Annotated in this window: 13 protein-coding genes, 1 tRNA gene and 1 pseudogene; 7 read left to right on the top strand and 8 right to left on the bottom strand. The window is 55.3% G+C overall.

The genetic code is table 11. The annotated features are described in order from the left end of the window. Nucleotides 1-327 precede the first annotated feature (327 nt). A pseudogene (locus tag ACR3ZL_RS20420) lies at nucleotides 328-876 on the top strand (tyrosine-type recombinase/integrase); the annotation flags it as partial. Between the two features lie 182 nt (nucleotides 877-1,058). On the opposite strand, the gene ACR3ZL_RS20415 reads toward ACR3ZL_RS20420, so the two are convergent. Beyond that, nucleotides 1,059-1,298, bottom strand: a complete 240-nt coding sequence (locus tag ACR3ZL_RS20415) for a hypothetical protein (protein WP_473651252.1) — start codon at nucleotides 1,296-1,298, stop codon at nucleotides 1,059-1,061. A gap of 397 nt (nucleotides 1,299-1,695) precedes the next feature. Further along, nucleotides 1,696-1,768: transfer RNA gene (locus tag ACR3ZL_RS20410), tRNA-Asn, on the bottom strand. Nucleotides 1,769-2,317: 549 nt separating this feature from the next. On the opposite strand from ACR3ZL_RS20410, the gene ACR3ZL_RS20405 reads away from it, so the two are divergent. Together ACR3ZL_RS20405 and ACR3ZL_RS20400 are read left to right on the top strand one after the other, a co-directional pair. Next, nucleotides 2,318-2,554: a carbon storage regulator gene (locus tag ACR3ZL_RS20405; RefSeq protein ID WP_473651254.1), complete on the top strand. Its 237-nt coding sequence runs from the start codon at nucleotides 2,318-2,320 to the stop codon at nucleotides 2,552-2,554. Between the two features lie 24 nt (nucleotides 2,555-2,578). Then, nucleotides 2,579-2,782 carry a hypothetical protein gene (locus ACR3ZL_RS20400; protein ID WP_473651255.1) on the top strand — a complete coding sequence of 68 codons (204 nt, stop codon included), beginning with the start codon at nucleotides 2,579-2,581 and terminating at the stop codon, nucleotides 2,780-2,782. Between the two features lie 109 nt (nucleotides 2,783-2,891). On the opposite strand, the gene surE is transcribed toward ACR3ZL_RS20400, so the two are convergent. The 5 genes from surE to ACR3ZL_RS20375 form a co-directional block, all read right to left on the bottom strand. Continuing rightward, the gene (gene surE, locus ACR3ZL_RS20395; RefSeq protein ID WP_473651256.1) at nucleotides 2,892-3,674 is read right to left on the bottom strand and encodes a 5'/3'-nucleotidase SurE; all 783 of its coding nucleotides are present in this window, start codon (nucleotides 3,672-3,674) and stop codon (nucleotides 2,892-2,894) included. Between the two features lie 224 nt (nucleotides 3,675-3,898). After that, on the bottom strand, nucleotides 3,899-4,729 hold the full coding sequence (locus tag ACR3ZL_RS20390) for a hypothetical protein (protein ID WP_473651257.1): 831 nt from the start codon (nucleotides 4,727-4,729) through the stop codon (nucleotides 3,899-3,901). Between the two features lie 266 nt (nucleotides 4,730-4,995). Then, a complete protein-coding gene (locus ACR3ZL_RS20385) occupies nucleotides 4,996-5,937 on the bottom strand; it encodes a mechanosensitive ion channel family protein (protein ID WP_473653504.1) in 942 nt (313 codons plus the stop codon). Nucleotides 5,938-6,327: 390 nt separating this feature from the next. Beyond that, nucleotides 6,328-7,311 carry an ABC transporter permease subunit gene (locus ACR3ZL_RS20380; protein WP_473653505.1) on the bottom strand — a complete coding sequence of 328 codons (984 nt, stop codon included), beginning with the start codon at nucleotides 7,309-7,311 and terminating at the stop codon, nucleotides 6,328-6,330. Next, entirely contained in the window at nucleotides 7,311-8,423 is a 1,113-nt protein-coding gene (locus tag ACR3ZL_RS20375) for an ABC transporter ATP-binding protein (protein WP_473653506.1), read from the bottom strand. The genes ACR3ZL_RS20380 and ACR3ZL_RS20375 overlap by 1 nt, the downstream gene beginning before the upstream one ends. 144 nt (nucleotides 8,424-8,567) lie before the next feature. On the opposite strand from ACR3ZL_RS20375, the gene argJ reads away from it, so the two are divergent. Continuing rightward, nucleotides 8,568-9,797 carry a bifunctional glutamate N-acetyltransferase/amino-acid acetyltransferase ArgJ gene (argJ, locus tag ACR3ZL_RS20370; protein WP_473651258.1) on the top strand — a complete coding sequence of 410 codons (1,230 nt, stop codon included), beginning with the start codon at nucleotides 8,568-8,570 and terminating at the stop codon, nucleotides 9,795-9,797. A gap of 303 nt (nucleotides 9,798-10,100) precedes the next feature. Continuing rightward, entirely contained in the window at nucleotides 10,101-11,237 is a 1,137-nt protein-coding gene (locus tag ACR3ZL_RS20365; RefSeq protein ID WP_473651259.1) for a TIGR00266 family protein, read from the top strand. Nucleotides 11,238-11,369: 132 nt separating this feature from the next. Here the strand turns inward: ACR3ZL_RS20365 and ACR3ZL_RS20360 are convergent, their stop codons facing one another. Then, entirely contained in the window at nucleotides 11,370-12,518 is a 1,149-nt protein-coding gene (locus ACR3ZL_RS20360) for a carbohydrate porin (RefSeq protein WP_473651260.1), read from the bottom strand. A 746-nt stretch (nucleotides 12,519-13,264) separates the two neighbouring features. On the opposite strand from ACR3ZL_RS20360, the gene ACR3ZL_RS20355 reads away from it, so the two are divergent. Continuing rightward, complete coding sequence (locus ACR3ZL_RS20355; protein WP_473651261.1) at nucleotides 13,265-14,245, top strand: SgcJ/EcaC family oxidoreductase; 981 nt, start codon at nucleotides 13,265-13,267, stop codon at nucleotides 14,243-14,245. Between the two features lie 2 nt (nucleotides 14,246-14,247). After that, entirely contained in the window at nucleotides 14,248-16,338 is a 2,091-nt protein-coding gene (locus ACR3ZL_RS20350) for a mu-protocadherin- cell-suface protein (RefSeq protein WP_473651262.1), read from the top strand. Nucleotides 16,339-16,557 lie beyond the last annotated feature (219 nt).

Raw genomic sequence — 16,557 nt, 5'->3', positions numbered from 1 at the left:
GCTAGAGGAGTGTACGGCGAGTCCTACAGGTAAGAAGGGAACTCCGACTTAGGGTTTGCGTCTGCCCCGGCGCAGCGAACTAATTTGCTGGGGCGAACGCATCTAAGTTGCGATCGTCCCAGCCAACTGGTCGGAAAGATTGGTACACGATCACTGTTGTCAGCTAAACAACTTCCGACCGAGCGACACAGTTTGGCAACTTACTCGTGTTACCGAACCCAATGAGGGTGGATTGCAAGTGCGACGGCTAGGGAAGTTTCCGAAGGACGGGGATCATCACCGGCCCGCCGTCGCACTTTACTTTATCCTGGTGACTCTTTTGTAGAGATGAACACGATGGCAACGATTATCCAAAAGAAGAACAAGACAATCGAGATCCGGTTTAAAGATGCCAATGGCAAACCGCAAAGCATCTATCCCGGCAAGATTTCTAAGCGTGCTGCCGAATCTATTGGTAGCAAGATTGAACATATTGTCGGCCGGCAAATTGTCGGAGCCGATCCTGAATACGAAACGGCCCAATGGCTCGCCAAGTTGGCCGAAACATCCGGCAAGCTGTACGCCAAGCTGGTCAAAAAAGGACTCGCGCCGCCGTTGCAAGTCGCGGAGCCGGAACCGGAACCCGAGCAAGCCCCGACGATACGTAAGTGGTGCGATGACTACATCGACGACCACCCCGGTTCACCGCGAACGATCGAATTGTTGACGGTGACGGCGCGGAGCCTTTGCCATAAGTTTGGCGATGACAAGCGGATCGACACGTTCAACGCGGGGGACGCGGAAACCTACCGTAAGTGGCTGCAAACCAACGGCAACGAACGAAAGAAGTACGCCACTGGGCTGGCGCAGAACACGGTGCGACGAACGATCGGACGGTGCAAGCAGTTTTTCGGATCGGCCGTCAAACATGAATTGATTTCTCGCAATCCATTTGAAGGCGAAGCATCGGCCGTCACGGGCAACGATGATCGTCTTTTCATGGTGCCGGGGGACTGGATCGAAGCGTGCATCTGCAAAGCCCACTGCGAAGATTGGCGGATCATGTTGGCGTTTGCTCGCTACGGTGGGATGCGTTCACACGAAACGCGAATCCAACGATGGGCGGACATCGACCTGCCCAACAACACGATGATCGTGCGAAGCAATAAGACGCCACCGATTCGCCGCTGTCCGATCTTTCCCGAGTTGCGGCCCCATTTGCTGCGAGCGAAGGAGTTTGCCCCCGACGGTGCCGAGTTGGTGGTCACACGATACGACGCGGACGCCAACGTCCTAACGACGATGGAAAAGATCGTCACCCGAGCCGGATTGGTCCCGTGGCCGAAGTTGATGCAGAACCTACGGGCAACCCGCGAAACGGAATTGCTCGCCCACTATCCCGCCAAGGACGTGACAAGCTGGCTAGGCAATTCGCCAGAAGTCGCCAACAAGCACTATGCGATGACGATGCAATCGAGTTTCGACCGCGCGGTCATCGAGGGTGCCAAGATTGCGGGCGTGACAACAACGCCACCGGAAGCATCGAAGGACGTATCCGACGACGTGGGAGGGGTGCCCGGAAAAGCACCACGAAATCCACCACAGACTGTGCAGGCTAAGGGGGGACATCCCGAGACACAAAAAAAGCCGATGGAAGAAAACCCCGTAAATAACTGGGTTTGTCTCGCATCGGCTTGTAGTGACTTAGCCACTAAGCTCCCCCGGCAGGACTCGAACCTGCGACAAGGCGGTTAACAGCCGCCTGCTCTACCAACTGAGCTACAGGGGATTGAAGCTCTTCTTGAGGACCCGACGAATCGTTCCCGCAAGATGCAGAGAATTTATCGAGGATCATTCTCGGTAGCAAGACGGGGTGGGCCTCCGAATCGAGACATTTTTTCGATCTCGGATTCCTCCCCATTTCACTCCAAGGTTCCGTTTTCGGCTCGCAGCGGGAAGCTTGTTGAGCCTATTCTCAAACCTTTTGTGTTCTTTTCTTCTCGGCAGTGACCAAACGTGTCACACCCCGGACTGATACTACTTGTGTCAGACGAGGAGTTACTTCTTGTGTCTCACGTTGAGACGCTGTCTCGTTTTGACAAGATTTCTCAGGACAAATGACTCATCTGTTCCATAAACGGTCACTTTGATCAAAAACACGCCGTTTGTGAAAACTTGAGTAAAACACGAGGATTTTGTATGTAAATCCGCCGTTTTGCTCTAATGGTGTCGATTTTCCGATTATTCGGACGTTTGGCCTGCGGAATGCTGTACAGGAACTCGGCAATTCGCCGTCTTCCTCCTTACCACTTCCAAATTCAACTCGAAGGGATTCAGTATGTTAGTTTTAAGTCGCAAAGAAGGGGAAAAGTTGGTCATCGGTGACAACATCGTATTGACCGTCAATCGTATTGCCGGCAACCGAGTTGCCATTGGCATCGAGGCTCCTCGCGAGGTGTCGATCGTACGTGGCGAATTGAAGCCCGAGATCAAAGCTGCACCCAAGTCCTCGACATCGGCCGCCGGATCAATGTTGGAAACTGAGATCGCGGTTGCCAGCCAACTCGATCGCTAAGCTCCTGGGTCTCGATTCCGTTGAATGACGTGTCGATGTGTGATTGGTTGGTTCGGTCGCGTGCTTGCTGCCCTGGAGCACGATGTTGAAGGCTTGATCGCATGTTGTTTGCCGGTTGTCGGCAAGATGGCGGTATCCGTGGTCGGAACCTTTGGAAGGCAGTGCCTTGCTATGGTCGCACTTGATATCGTTCAGGCTCGTCGGACAGATTCGCTGACCGAAAACTAGTTCTCCCGGTCCGTTAGGGAGACAGATGTTGTTCATCGAGGCTTGATCGGTCTGCGTATGCACGCGTCCATGTGATTGTCTCAGGCTACAAACTGACCTGACGCGCAGGTTAGAAAACCCGTAGCTCGCTGATTGTGATGTTGCCTGAAAAACACAGGTGCACGTCGCTGCCCGGCTTCCTTTCTCGTCCATGAAAGTCGCTCGCGAGGCGAACCGGAGTCCGTTGTAACTGGACTTTTTCCGCATTGTTGATTGCTAGCTGGAGTTCTCCCCGTCTTCGCAACGGAAGTGGGTCGACGAAGCAGTCGTGTATCGGCGGGGTTTTGTTGGGCTCTGGGGTGACCGCAGGAAGATTTACGTTCCACAATAGGCCTGGATCACCGTTCACTTCTCGGGGTGTCTGTGCAGGATTTACCGGGCTTTGTAAGAATCGGTCGAATACGCTGATCAGCCAATGGGGTGTGTGGTCCCAAGTTTTGGGAACATCCGGATGGCGATAGTGAGAAATGGCGATCGCCGACTTGCCGTGGATGGCCGCTTCTCGGGCCGCGGCTACTGTTCCACTCATTAGAATGTCGACGCCTACGTTAGCGCCCGCGTTAATCCCTGAAACCACGAAGTCGACATCGGGGCAAAAACAGTTCAGTGCGACTCGGACGCAGTCGACGGGGGTACCGGAGACCGCGTACCAGTTTGGACTCACTTCGCTGACATGCAGTTCGCCTGACCGAATGACACTGTGCCCGCACTCGCTGCGCCCTTCGTCGGGTGCAACTACGGTCAGCCGGACGGGCTCGTGTTTCCTTTGTTTCGCCCAGAATAGAATTGATTCGGAGAGCGCCTGTAGTCCTGGGGCGTCAATGCCGTCATCGTTCGTCAGTAGGACATGCATGAGAGTTTCGCGACGTCGGCTTCAGTGCAAGTAACTTGACGGATGAAATGGGAACGCGTCGATCATTGGCTACCGTGGTAGCGATGCAAACCGAATGTCTGAAGTAGAAGCGATCGGTGATTTCACGCCTTTAAAAGATCGCTTGCTTCTTGATTGCCGGTGATGCGGGGCTGGCTGTTCGATGCTCGGTTTTAAATGTCTGAGCGTCGCATGTGCTTGCAGCTTTATCGAGGTTTGCTTTGAATCAGCTTACGTGTTTGTGACATCAAGTTATCGAATCCGCCAGCGGGGACTGTGGGTGCCGCTTCGACAAAGTAATCGTTGGTGATGCCTAATTGCTGTTTCGCTTGCCGTCCAGCGAGAGGGCTGGCATCCAGGAATTGTTCGGCTAGTTCGAAGTCTCGGTCGAAGAGAAGTGGATCGCTGAGTTCTTCGATCATTGCATCCCAACGAACGAAACTGATCTCGTCGAGGTCTTCAGGTTCAGAGGATTGATCGTTTGATGAGTGGCGCACAACGGAAGAGTCTTCCGGCGAGTCTGCTTCACGATCACACCATGCATCGTAAACTAATCGTCGCCATCGAGTTGCCGGGGCATGTTTCAACTCAGAAACAAGGTCAGTCTTGCTGTCCTGCATGTCGCCGAAAATTTCGTCTTCGACGTTGTGTTTTAGGCAGGCGAACAGGGCAGCGATCGTCGCGTCGTGGATCGCCGCTACCGGTTGGCTGAGGCGATACGGTGTTAACAAGCATCGAGCGATCAAATGGATGCAGGCCAATTGTTCTTCAGGATCGAGAACATCGAACAGTTCAATCCCGGTCTCGAAGCAGAATGTGTTTGCGTCGTTTAGTGCGTCTTCGGGCGTCAACGATCGATGGGACGTCGAGGCGGGCGTTGTTTTCTGCTGAAACGTGGTTTGCGTGGAACGAAGGTGGACCATGTCGATGCAGCTTTCGATTGCCGCTTGCAGGAGAGCGGCTTGATGCCTCTCTAAGATCCGTTCGCCGTCGACGGTGTGCCACATGATCGCATTCCAAACTGGGTGAAAACTCACGTCACAGTCAGGATAACCGATCGAATCGGCATTCGGATACCGGCTTGTTTGGTGGGAAGGTCCAATGAGTTGCCCAGCGAATTTCCAACGCTTTCGCAATTTCCCATGCCAGCGAGGAAGGGCAGTCTCGGGGCCGCTTATTCCGTTCGCGGCCGCAAAACTTTTTCGATGGCCGCCTAATCCGGGCGGCCACCGAACACTAATGTCCTCAGTAGAGGGGCCTATGGACTCGGCGTAGTCTTACTGAGGTTGCCAAGATCGGTTGACTAGCCAGCCATTCGTTCTGATGCTCGACGCGATGGGCGGACTTTAGGTGTTCCACCCAGGGCGGCAGCGCCTTCTTCGTTTTTGACGTGCACGTCCATTTGTGGGAACGGGATTCCGATTTCGGCTGCATCGAGTTGCGTTTTGACTTCGGCTATCAGTCGTTCGTTAGCAGGCCAATAGTTCGATGCGGCAACCCACATGCGAACTTTCCAATCAACCGAACTGGCACCCAGTCCCGCTAGCACAACCGCACTGCCGCGGCCTTCGCCGGGGATCATTACGTCGCTGAGGTTGTCGATCGCTTGTTGTAGTGAGTCGCGAGTCGTTTGCAGGTCGGCGGTGTAGTCCACGCCCACGCATACTTCGACACGGCGGTGTGCGTGATGAGTGATGTTTTCAATCGTGCCGCCAGCGATCGCGCTGTTGGGAACGATGATGCGGCGGTTGTCTGGGGTGTCGAGTGTGGTCGTGAACAGATCAATTTCGTTGACCTTGCCGGTTACCGAAGCGGCGGTGACGACGTCACCCACTTTGAACGGACGGAAGACCAGCATCAACACGCCCGAAGCGAAGTTGCTGAGTGTGCCCTGGAAGGCGAGGCCAATTGCAAAACCAGCAGCAGCAAGCATGGCGGCGAGTCCGCCGAGCGGTGCGCCGAGCTTGCTAAGAACGGCACCCACGACACCGAACATAATCAGGTAGAAAACCATTTTGCCGACGAACTTGCCAAGCGTTTCGTCGACGCGGCGGCAAACCGGTTGGCTGATGATTCGCATCAGGTACTTGGCGACCAAGTAGCCAAGGAAAATGACGAACAACCCAATGCCTGCGGATAGCATGGCGGGGGCTAGGTGAGTGGTTGCGTAAGTGGCGACGCCGCTGAAATCGCCTTCGGTCATGTTGCCGATTAAGTTGGACGTCGCGTCAGCGATGCCCTGCATGGGAGCGTTGTTCTCAGCAGCAATCGTGCCGTCGAGGGTCGAGGGAGCGGCGGTACCGGTTTCGCCTGCGAATGAAGCTGGAGAGTTCATGCTTGGTCAATCTATCGAGTGGGCAATTGAGCGGGGATAAAGTCCGTTCGCAAACCGCCAGAGCGATTGCGGAATTGATTTCCAAGAAGGACTGCGCGGAAGTGAAGGCGGAGTTTCTTCCTGGGATTCTTGCTGTAGCAATTCCGCGGGATTGAAATCAAGGGGGAAGTTGGGGGGAGTTTAGGGCCACAGGACCACAGGACCACAGGACCACAGGAACACAGGAACACAGGAACACAGGTTGCAGGTTGCAGGTTGCAGGTTGCAGGTTGCAGGTTGCAGGTTGGGGCTGCGGTGGGATTAGAGAGGTGCGGGGAGGTCGCGGCGGTCGAAACGGACGATGGCGATTCCGTACGCCAATAGGCCCAATGCCAGCAACAATACCGGGTAGTACATCGGTGGAAACGCGTCTGGGGCGATCGGTGTGGACCAATCCCAGGGAGACCACAGATTGCCATCTCGGACCAGGGAGGTCATCTGTTGCGGTTTGTAGCAATTGAAGAACGAATAGCTTTGCAGCCATGACAACGATTCGGCTGCTTTACCGAGGCCGTACATCACGAGCTGGAGTACGTAGATCGTCATCACGGCTCCAATCGTTCGCCAGCGGTAGCGATCGATTGAGCTGAAGCAACTGCTAAGTCCGAGTAAAAAGAACCCGAAACAGAACAACTGGAAAACAGAAGCCGAGTAGGTCCTCGGATCGACCCGTTCGCTCATCGGGAAATCTCGTTGAACTGGTTCGCTGTTGTCCAGTGGCACGCGGATCGATGTGAACGGGATGTTAATCGACGGTGGCTGAATCGTTTCGGTCAGCGTTGTCGTCTGGATGCCAATCGTGATGCCAGCCCACAAGATGCTGCACAATAGGGCCAGGCCTGCGATGCTGACGACCGCATGCGAGAGCAAGTATCGGGTACGGCTAATCGGTTGACTGAGCAACATTTCGAGTGTGCCGCGTCCCAGTTCGCCACTGACGACATCGCTGCCTCGGGAGATACACCAGATCACCGTGCATAGGATCACGATGGGTTCATCAAACGTCATGCCGACACGGCCGGAGTACGAAAGTAAGGCTTCGAACTCCACCGGCGCGAATCGTTCGTACTCGCGGAATTGTTCCAAAATGGCCTGGAACTTTTCCATGTCCAAAAGCTTGACGACCCACACTCGGACCCAACCAAACGCGAACAACGCAATCGCCAGAAAAATGAATAGCAACGATGATTGTCCAGTGAACTTGCGGATCATCATGCGATCGACGCCGACATCTCGAAGCGAAATCATGGTCGGCCTCCATCGTTGTTGGTCGCGGCAATTTTGTCACCGGTTGTCGAGGTCTTCTTAGGTACCATTTCGTCAGGCGGGAATTGATTGCTGGCCGGAGCGAGTGACCGCGGGCTCAGGTGAACGGACTGGTATACCGCGTGCAGCCCTAGTGGCTCGATTCGAACTTGATGCAACGGAAGGGATGCCAGCCATGATAAGGCTGGCCCTAAGTCGCCAGCGGTGTCGATTCGCACGTGCTTTCCCTCGACTTGAACGCCCTCGATAGATTCCGCTAACGCATCGGGAACGGCCCCCAATACCGTCTCGGCTGTTCTGGTCTGTCCGTTCGCTGTTAAGGCACTGTCTGCTGAGATACCGGCTGATGGTGATTCGTTGAGGATAGCGGTCAATCGGTGACGTTGAAAAAGTTCTTGCATGGTCAGGCGTTTGACCAGTTCACCTTTTCGCAGGAAAGCGACTCGATCGCATGTCTGTTCAATTTCGCTAAGGACGTGCGACGAGAACATGACCGTGCGTCCTTCGCCTCGCTGGGATAGGACTAATTCGAGAACCTCATTGCGAACGGTGGGGTCCAGATTAGCGGTCGGTTCGTCCAGGATGAGCAAGGGCGTTCGCGGGCCGAAGACAACCGCCAAAGCTAGTTTTTGTCGCATGCCGGTCGACATGAACGCGACCCGTCGCGACAGATCCAGTTCCAGTCGTTCGGCGACATCGAGGGAACGGGCGAGGTCGCCGAGCGGATGCATTTGGGAAAAGAATTTTAGGACGCCATCGCCCCGCATGTGACGTGGCAATCGGGCATCACCGGGCAGGTAGGCGACGTTTCGCCGCACGGCTACGGAATCGACGACCGGATCAAAACTGGCGACTTGGCATGAACCTGACGTGACGCGTAGGTATCCCAGTAGGAGCCGTATTAGTGTCGACTTGCCGGCGCCGTTGGGGCCAAGTAGCCCGAAGATCTCGTTTCGGCGAACATCAAGATTGCAGCGAGTTAACGCTTCAAACGTTCCATATCGCTTGGTCAGGTTATTCGTTTGTACAATGAGATCATCGCTCGACTGCCCGGCAGCCCGATCATCCATCGATGGACGATTTGCATCCAAGAATCGAGAATTGGTCAAAGCATTTTCCATGGATTGTCGGACGAAGAGACTCGGCTTCCGCGAAGATAACAACATCGGTAGCTTGTCGCACACCACGGCGCATTCTTCACACGTGTCAAATCACTCCGAAAAACATCCATTCCTATGAAGCCAACGCCTCCCGTCTCCGAAGTGAGCCAGTCCACCAACGAAATTCTTCTTCCAGCGGGCTTTCGCTTCGCCGGTGCCACCGGCGGTATCAAAGCCAGTGGCAAGCCAGACGTTTCGCTGATTGTCGCCGACCAGCCTTGTGTCGCCGCCGCCGTGACAACCACCAATCAAGTTTTTGCCGCACCGGTAACGCTGTGCCGAGAACGCTCGCCGACGGCGACTTGCCGAGCGGTGATTACCAACAGCGGCAATGCGAATGCTTGCACGGGGCGACAAGGCGATCTCGATGCGATTCAAATGGGAAGTGTCGTTGCCGATCGGCTGGAGTGTGAGCCCGAAGATGTGTTCGTGATGAGTACTGGCGTGATTGGTCAGCCGCTGCCGATGGCGAAGGTACTGGTCGGTATCGAGAACGCGTTTGGAAACCTGGGCGATACGGCCGATCATTTCATCGCGGCAAATGATGCGATTTGCACAACGGACGCCTATCGCAAGAACGTGTCAATTGCCTTCGAGGCCGGCGGCAAAACTTACCGCTTGGCCGCGATGTGCAAAGGGGCCGGAATGATTGCTCCTAACATGGCGACCATGTTGGGTGTCGTGGTGACCGACTTCCCGATGTCCGTCGAACAGGCTCCGCAAGCCCTGCGGCAACTCACGGAGCGATCGTTTAACCGGGTCAGTGTGGACGGTCACATGAGTACCAACGACACGGTTGTGTTGATGACCGGCGGGAACGAGCAGTCATCCGCGACGGACGAAGCACTCGGCGAGTTTGTGGCTGCGGCTTCGGATGCTTGTTTGGAGTTGGCGAAAATGTTGGTCGCTGATGGTGAGGGGGCTGTTCGCTTTTTCGAAGTGAATGTGGAAGGCGCCTTGTCGGATGCGGATGCTCTGACGATCGCTCGTTCGGTTGCAGCGAGTCCGTTGGTGAAGACGGCCATCACGGGAGGCGATCCGAATTGGGGCCGGATTGTTTCGGCCGCTGGGTATGCAGGCCCGAAAATGGATGTGGCAAACACCAGTCTGACCATCGAGGGGGTGAAGGTGTTTGAAAATGGGCAACCGGTTTCTATCGACGCCGCCAAACTGAGTGAAATGATGAAGGCGGCTGTAGAGGTTAAGTTGCGATTGGTTGTAGGCACGGACTCCGGAGCGGCCCAGTATTGGACAAGCGATTTGACGGTGGACTACGTGCGGTTTAACTCGCTGTACACGACCTAATGGTCCGAACAGCTTGGGTGCTTAGGGCGTGGCCGGATGGCATGCGACATTCCGCTATGGTTGTGTTAACGATGTTTCGCTCTCTGGTTCGTCGCCCTATGGATAGCTGGTCCTTTTGTTAGCTGACACTTTTGTTAGCTGACACTTTTGTTAGCTGACACTTTTGTTAGCTGACACTGGGCGGGACGTGGTTTTGGTAAAACAAGGATGTGGTTCGGGATCGATCTAATCCCAGTTCGACCGAGCTGAGGTGGTGAACCAAACCAATGACTGCATTCTTTCTTTGACGTTAAGGAACTCAACATGCCGATCGAAGTTCAATGCTCGTGTGGTCGGAACCTCCGCGTACCCGATACGGCGGCGGGGAAGCGAGTGAAGTGTCCGGCTTGTTCGCAAATCATCGGTGTGCCCGCTCCAGACCCGTTTGCTGGCCAGACCGTCGAGGTTGCTCAGGAAGTGTTCGACGACGATCCGTTTGCATCGTTGCCATCGGCGGTGGTTCCGGCCACCCCGGTCAATCCACCGACGCCTAGCATGGGGCAACCATCAGTGATGGGCGGCGCGGCAGCCCAGGGAGCCGCTGCGATGGGAGTAGGTGGCTCGGCTGGGCATCCGCCAACGAAGCGATATCGGTTCGCACCGAACCCCAATCGTCGTTGCCATGAGGTGGACTTTGAAATTATCGGTGACGATCTTCAGATGGTCGTGATCGAGCTTGATCCAGGCGAAACCGTCATCGCGGAAGCTGGTGCGATGCTATACATGGAAGAAGGCATCCAGTTTGAAGCCAAAATGGGTGACGGATCTCAGCCAGACACAGGCATGTTCGGCAAAATGCTTTCCATGGGTAAGCGAGCGATCAGCGGTGAATCACTATTCATGACTCACTTCACACACACTGGGCGTGGGAAGAGTCATGTTGCGTTCGCCGCACCCTATCCGGGGAAGATCGTGCCGATTGATCTGGCGACGATTCCGGGTAATGACTTGTTGTGCCAAAAGGATGCATTCTTATGTGCCGCGATGGGCACTCAGGTATCGATCGCGTTTCAAAAGAAGTTGGGAACGGGATTGTTCGGCGGCGAAGGGTTCATCCTGCAAAAGTTGGTGGGCGACGGACTGGCGTGCATTCACGCTGGTGGGACGGTAGTGGAACGCCGGCTTAATGGGGAAACGTTGCGTGTCGACACCGGATGTTTGGTCGCCTTTGAACCCCACATCGAATACAACATCGAGCGAGCCGGGAATTTGAAGAGCATGTTCCTGGGCGGTGAAGGTTTGTTTTTAGCAACACTTCGTGGCACGGGCCGAGTGTGGTTGCAGAGCCTTCCAATGCGGCGTCTTGCCGAGCGGATTGTCGGGACTGCTGGCGGATCAGGCGGCAGCGGTGGTGAGGGATCTATCTTGGGATCGCTCGGCAATTTGCTGGATGGCGATTGAGAGAGCTGCTTGCAATAGCCAAGCAGGTTTTCGAGTTTGGCGTTTTGACGGCTTGCCAAATTGCTGCGTGGTTAACCAAACGACTGCGCTGTTAGGTTAGCAAGCGGTCCTTGGGCCGAAGAGCAGTATCGTTCAGAAAGCCAAGTTCGCACGCACGCCCAGTACCCAGGCATCGTCGACGGATTCACGGGCTTGTGAGATCCACTGAGCGTCTGGGGTAATTGCCAAGTTTGGTGTCGCCTGAATGCTGTAATACGCCTCGACGCCCTGGCTGTCACCGACGCCTCCGATGGCTCCTGCGATTGCGGGTGCCAATTCATCGCTGGTGCCGGAGAAGTAATAGCCCAGTCCAAACGTATCGGCGTCCCGGCCACGCAGACGGCTGTTTCCGCCAATTCCTGCACTCAGGAAATAGCTAATCGGATTGGCGCTATCGTCGGCGATACCTGCTCGAGCGAAATAGCCCCAGCCATGTGTCGGATCATTTCGGTCGGTATAGAGGTATTGGTCCGTGTTCCAGTAGAGCGACCAGGAATCCGATGTGCGTGCGATCGGGACTTGAGGTAGTACGATTCGCGGGTCTTGGTCCAGGCTGACGTAATCACGAGTGCTGTAAGTACCAGCAAAGAGTTGGTGCCCAGGCAGACCACCGAAGTTGGTGGGCGCGCGTGCTTCGACTGACATCGCAACGCCGTCGGAAAAAAGTTCGTCAAACCCGGCGGACGTTGATGTATCGGTAGGGTTCATGACTAGGAACGAAAGCACGGGTTCGCCTTCCATCAACCACGCGAAACCGGCACCGAGACTTGCGTAGGGGATTGTTCTTAGAGCGATCGGGTTGGCAATAAAACTGACGTTCGAAAATTGAGTGATGCCGCGACCGTGCGCGAACGCATTCATGTCACCGTCGAGCGTGTCAATCTTGCCGCCGTAAATGATGAAGTTTTCGCTAAGTGCTTGTGTGATTACGAAGTTGGTTAGATGAAGATCTCGGTCTTCTGTGGTTGGTAATTCAGTCGCCAGTGTGGCTGGTAGGAAAGCACCGCTTGGCTCGACAATGCTTTGACCGAATCGGTGTTCGGCGCGAAGTTTGATGTACAGTCCTTCGTGTAGTCCGAGCTTGCCCATATCAAAGTTGGCGACATAGTCACCGTGCCCGCCGTAGCGGTCGGTTTGTTCAAGTCCGCCTGATACCGTTCCAAAATAAAACTGCGTAATGTTGCTTTGGAACGAAATGCCGTTGTCCGTGAGTTGACGCCGCAGTTGGCACAGTTCGGTCATACAATCTGACGTGAAGCAACCGCAGGATGTTTCCGAGCGGGAAACGCACTGTGCATCGCAGCCACAATGTTGGACTTCGTCCCATTCGCACGCATCGCAGCCAGCATGAATATCGCATGCATTGCAACCAAAATGGTCGTTTTCGGCCTGCGTAACGGCCATCAGCGATCCGCTCAAGACTGCTAGAGTTGCAGCTAAGAGTTTGAAAGCGGGGGCGATAGAATAGCTGAACCGCATCATGGTTTTGTGTGGCGGTAAGAGAGATGAAACGCAAGGGAAGATTGACGTGCGTTGGGGGGTTGAGTTCGCCTAAATGCAGATCGGAAATGGTTCCGATTCACAAAATTTGACGTTTGGCTGGAGATCGGACCCAGCCAATTTTCCGCCTTTGCACTAGATGCTCAATCGGTTTCGCGAGGAATCCGGAACATACAAAAAGCAGCGTCTTTGCGCTTCGCTAATTTCCCCGGCGAGCAAATTCAGGGTCAGGCAAGTTTTGAGGCCTTCGAGGTCCAAATCCCACGGTCAATGTCGTGTGCGGCGGTCGTGATGGTGTCCGCTTCCCTGTCGTGGTCTGAATTGCCTTAAGCTAGGTGGATGCCCTCATTCCGGCATGTCTTTTTAGGTCTTTGGTTTGCCGTGGCCTGCGCCGAGACTTGCCATGAGGTATGGTTCGCTTATGATGCAGTTCGCACATGGACGTCGGCTCAATCTTGTCTCCAATCCGACTTGTTCGAAAGGTCGAAATGAATCGCTTTATAGCGTCATGCCTTCTGCTTGTGCTGATGCACTTGCCCGCGTTTGCCGACGAAACCGCGATTCGCGCGTTTGTTTCACAATACGTCGCGAACTTCAATGCCAAGAACGCCAGTCAGCTAACCCAGCACTGGGTGGCGGACGGCCAATATCGTGATCTTTCGTCTGGGCTTGTTTGGTCTGGGCGGGATGAAATCGCTAAGCAGTTAGATGTTGTGCTTTCCGGCTCGGCAGCACCGCGATTGCAAGTGACGATCGATAGTGTTCGGATGGTCGGAGAGTCGGCCGCACGGATAGAGGGAACGAACACCATTGAAGTGCCCACCATCGAATTGTCCAGCAAAGATACGACAGCGGGTGTGATGGAGCAGTTCGAGTTTGTTGCTTTGATGGTTTTGGAAGACGGAGACTGGAAGTTCAACAACATCGATGAGCGTGCCGTCGGTGATCAACCCGAGGCTGAGGTGGGCGGTGTAGTAAGCAGTATCGACCAGTTGTCCTGGTTACAGGGAGATTGGCAGGATGATATTGAGGGTGCGAACGTAACCACCAGTGTGCGTCCTTTACCTGGGGGGCATTTTCTGCTGCGAGTTTTTAGTCGTGAAACGGAAGGTTCTGAATCCCAGGTTGGTTTTCAAGTCATTGGACAGGATCCCAATGCTGATCAAATTCGATCTTGGTCGTTCTTCGGCGATGGCAGCTTTGGTGAGGGTGATTGGCAAATCAGCGACCAAGAGAAAACCGCGACGGTGCAGTCGCGTGTAACGAGTCCAGATGGGGTTCGGAGTGCCGGGACTTACTTGATCCGCCAAGTCGATGATAACACTTTGAACGTCAAGCTTTTCGGAAGAAGTGTCGCTGGCGAACCGCTGCCTAACGGGGTGCCCGTTACGGTGGTCCGAGTCGACTCGCCAGCGGATGATGCGGATGGAACATCGGTCGAAACACAGCCAGCCGGTTCGGGAGAATAAGCATGCTTGATAATCAAAGTACGGTTTCGATTGGCCAAGACAATCCGCTCGTTTGTTGTCCTGCGTCAGCGATCGCTGCTCCATCTCGGCGAGGTCGCCTAGGCTTTCTTTCCAGTTTGGTAATCGGGTTCGCTGTGATTTCGGCCCCGGCAGTATGGGCTGGTGGATTCGGTGGGCGAGGCGGTGGTGGTGCTCGAGGTGGTGCGATGCGAGGCGGGGGCGGTGGTGCCATGCGTGGCGGCGCGAGTTTCGGCGGAGGAGCAAACTTCGGCGGTGGTTCGAATTTTGGCGGCGGTGCGCGTCCGATGTCTCGTCCCAGCACAAGCATGCCCAACCTTGGCGGATCGGGCTCCAACTTTTCTCGGCCAAGCTCGCCCGGGTTTTCAGGGTCCAACTTTTCTCGACCTGCGACATCGCGGCCAGCGAGCTCTTTCCCGAGCTCACAACGTCCTAGTTTGCCTAACTCAAGCCTTAATCGCCCGGGGAACTCTTTGCCGGGCGTGAACAATCCATCGGGAGGTTTCGGTAGCAAACCTAGCGGAGTCACACGACCAGGCGGAACGAACCGGCCATCCACTTTGCCGGGGCGTGTGCCGGGATCCGACGACCTTCGGCCTGGCTCGAAACCCAATCTGCCCAATCGTCCTGGCAGTAGCAATCGCCCCGGTGGCAGCGACCGTCCGGGTTTAGGAGGACGGCCGGGTGCGGGTGATCGCCCATCGCTTGGCGATCGACCAAGTGCCGGTGACCGACTTGGATTAGGAGACCGCCCCAATGCCGGTGGCCGGCCAGGGATTGGCGACCGTCCCAGTGCTGGTGATCGTCCCAGTGCAGGCGAGTTGGGTGACTTCCTTGGGCTCGATAAGCCTATCCGACCTGGCAACAATGATCGGCCAAACAAATTGCCGGGTAACGCAGCGGATCGACCCGGTGCTGGACGCCCCGGCTTAGATCGTCCCGGTAGCGATCGTCCTGGTGGCGATCGGCCCGGATCAAATCGACCGGGTGTCGATCGGCCAGACGCAGGGCGACCCGGTATTGCCAACCGACCTGATCGCGGTGACCGCCCCAACCTTGGTAACGGAAACGGCATCGGCAATCGCGGGCCCGTTAGCGTCGGCGATATCAATATTGGCAACAACACCGTGATCAACAATCGTCCCAGTTGGGCCAACATTGACCACGCGAATATCAATCAGATTAACAATCGATGGCAGGGGCAGATCGGTTCGCTAAACCGGTGGCCGGCTCGCAACCCCGCCGTGATCGCACATCATCGGCACTGGGGTGGGAACGTCCGCGATCATTGGAGGTATCACCACGGTTACTTTGGAAATAACTGGTGGGGGCATCATCCCTTTCGCTTCTGCGGATGGCATTATTTTTACCGCTATCGATCGTACCCTTGGACCTATTGGTGGACGACACCTAGCTATGCGAACGTGACGAATTGGTTTGCCTGGGAAGCGCCAGCAACGGTTTGGCAAGAACCGGTTTATTACGACTATGGCGACGGCGGCAACGTGACCTACCAGGACAACCGGGTTTACATCGGGGGCGAGGAAGTGGCTTCGGCCGACGAGTTTGCCGAAAGTGCAGCGGCGTTGGCGACCGTACCCGCCCCAGAGACTGACGAAGAGGCGCAGCAAGCGGAGTGGTTGCCTTTGGGGACGTTCGCTTTGACGACAGATCCCGACGATGTGGACCCCAATCGGTTGGTGCAGCTTGCAGTGGATAAAACGGGGGTAATCTCCGGAACGCTGTACAACAAGCAAACTGACAAAACAGATGCGATCCAAGGCCGCGTCGACAAGGAGACTCAGCGAGTGGCCATGCGAGTCGGCGAAAGTGAAGAGGTGGTCGCCGAGACGGGCATCTACAACCTCACGCAAGATGAAGCACCGCTGTTGGTCCACTTTGGTAAAGAAACCCAGGACAACTATTTGTTGGTGCGTTTGCCAGAACCGGAAGACGATGCGGATGATTCCGATGTGGAGTCAGACGACACGGATGGCTCCAGTTCCGATGAAGCTTCCTCGGCTGATAAGCCCAAGGCGACTGACGCTGACCAAGAAGCCAGTACAGCTAAGTGAAACTGGTTTCGTCTTTACCAGTTTGAGCTTCCGCGTGTCGAAAGTCCGGGCTGTTTTTTCCCGTTCTGTCATCGTTCCATTAACCCGTCACTATCCCTTTAACAGTGCCTAGATCTGCAATGAACCTTGCAGGCATCACTGGTCGTTACGCTCCACATCGTTCAATCTCACGATGAAAATATGCCAGCGGCCTTTCCTTCTCCGTTTACCCTTTTCTGT

The sequence above is a fragment of the Rhodopirellula sp. J20-39 genome, from assembly GCF_057365095.1.
Note: the sequence above shows the minus strand (reverse complement) of the source record. Positions and strands in the feature narration are given on the sequence as shown.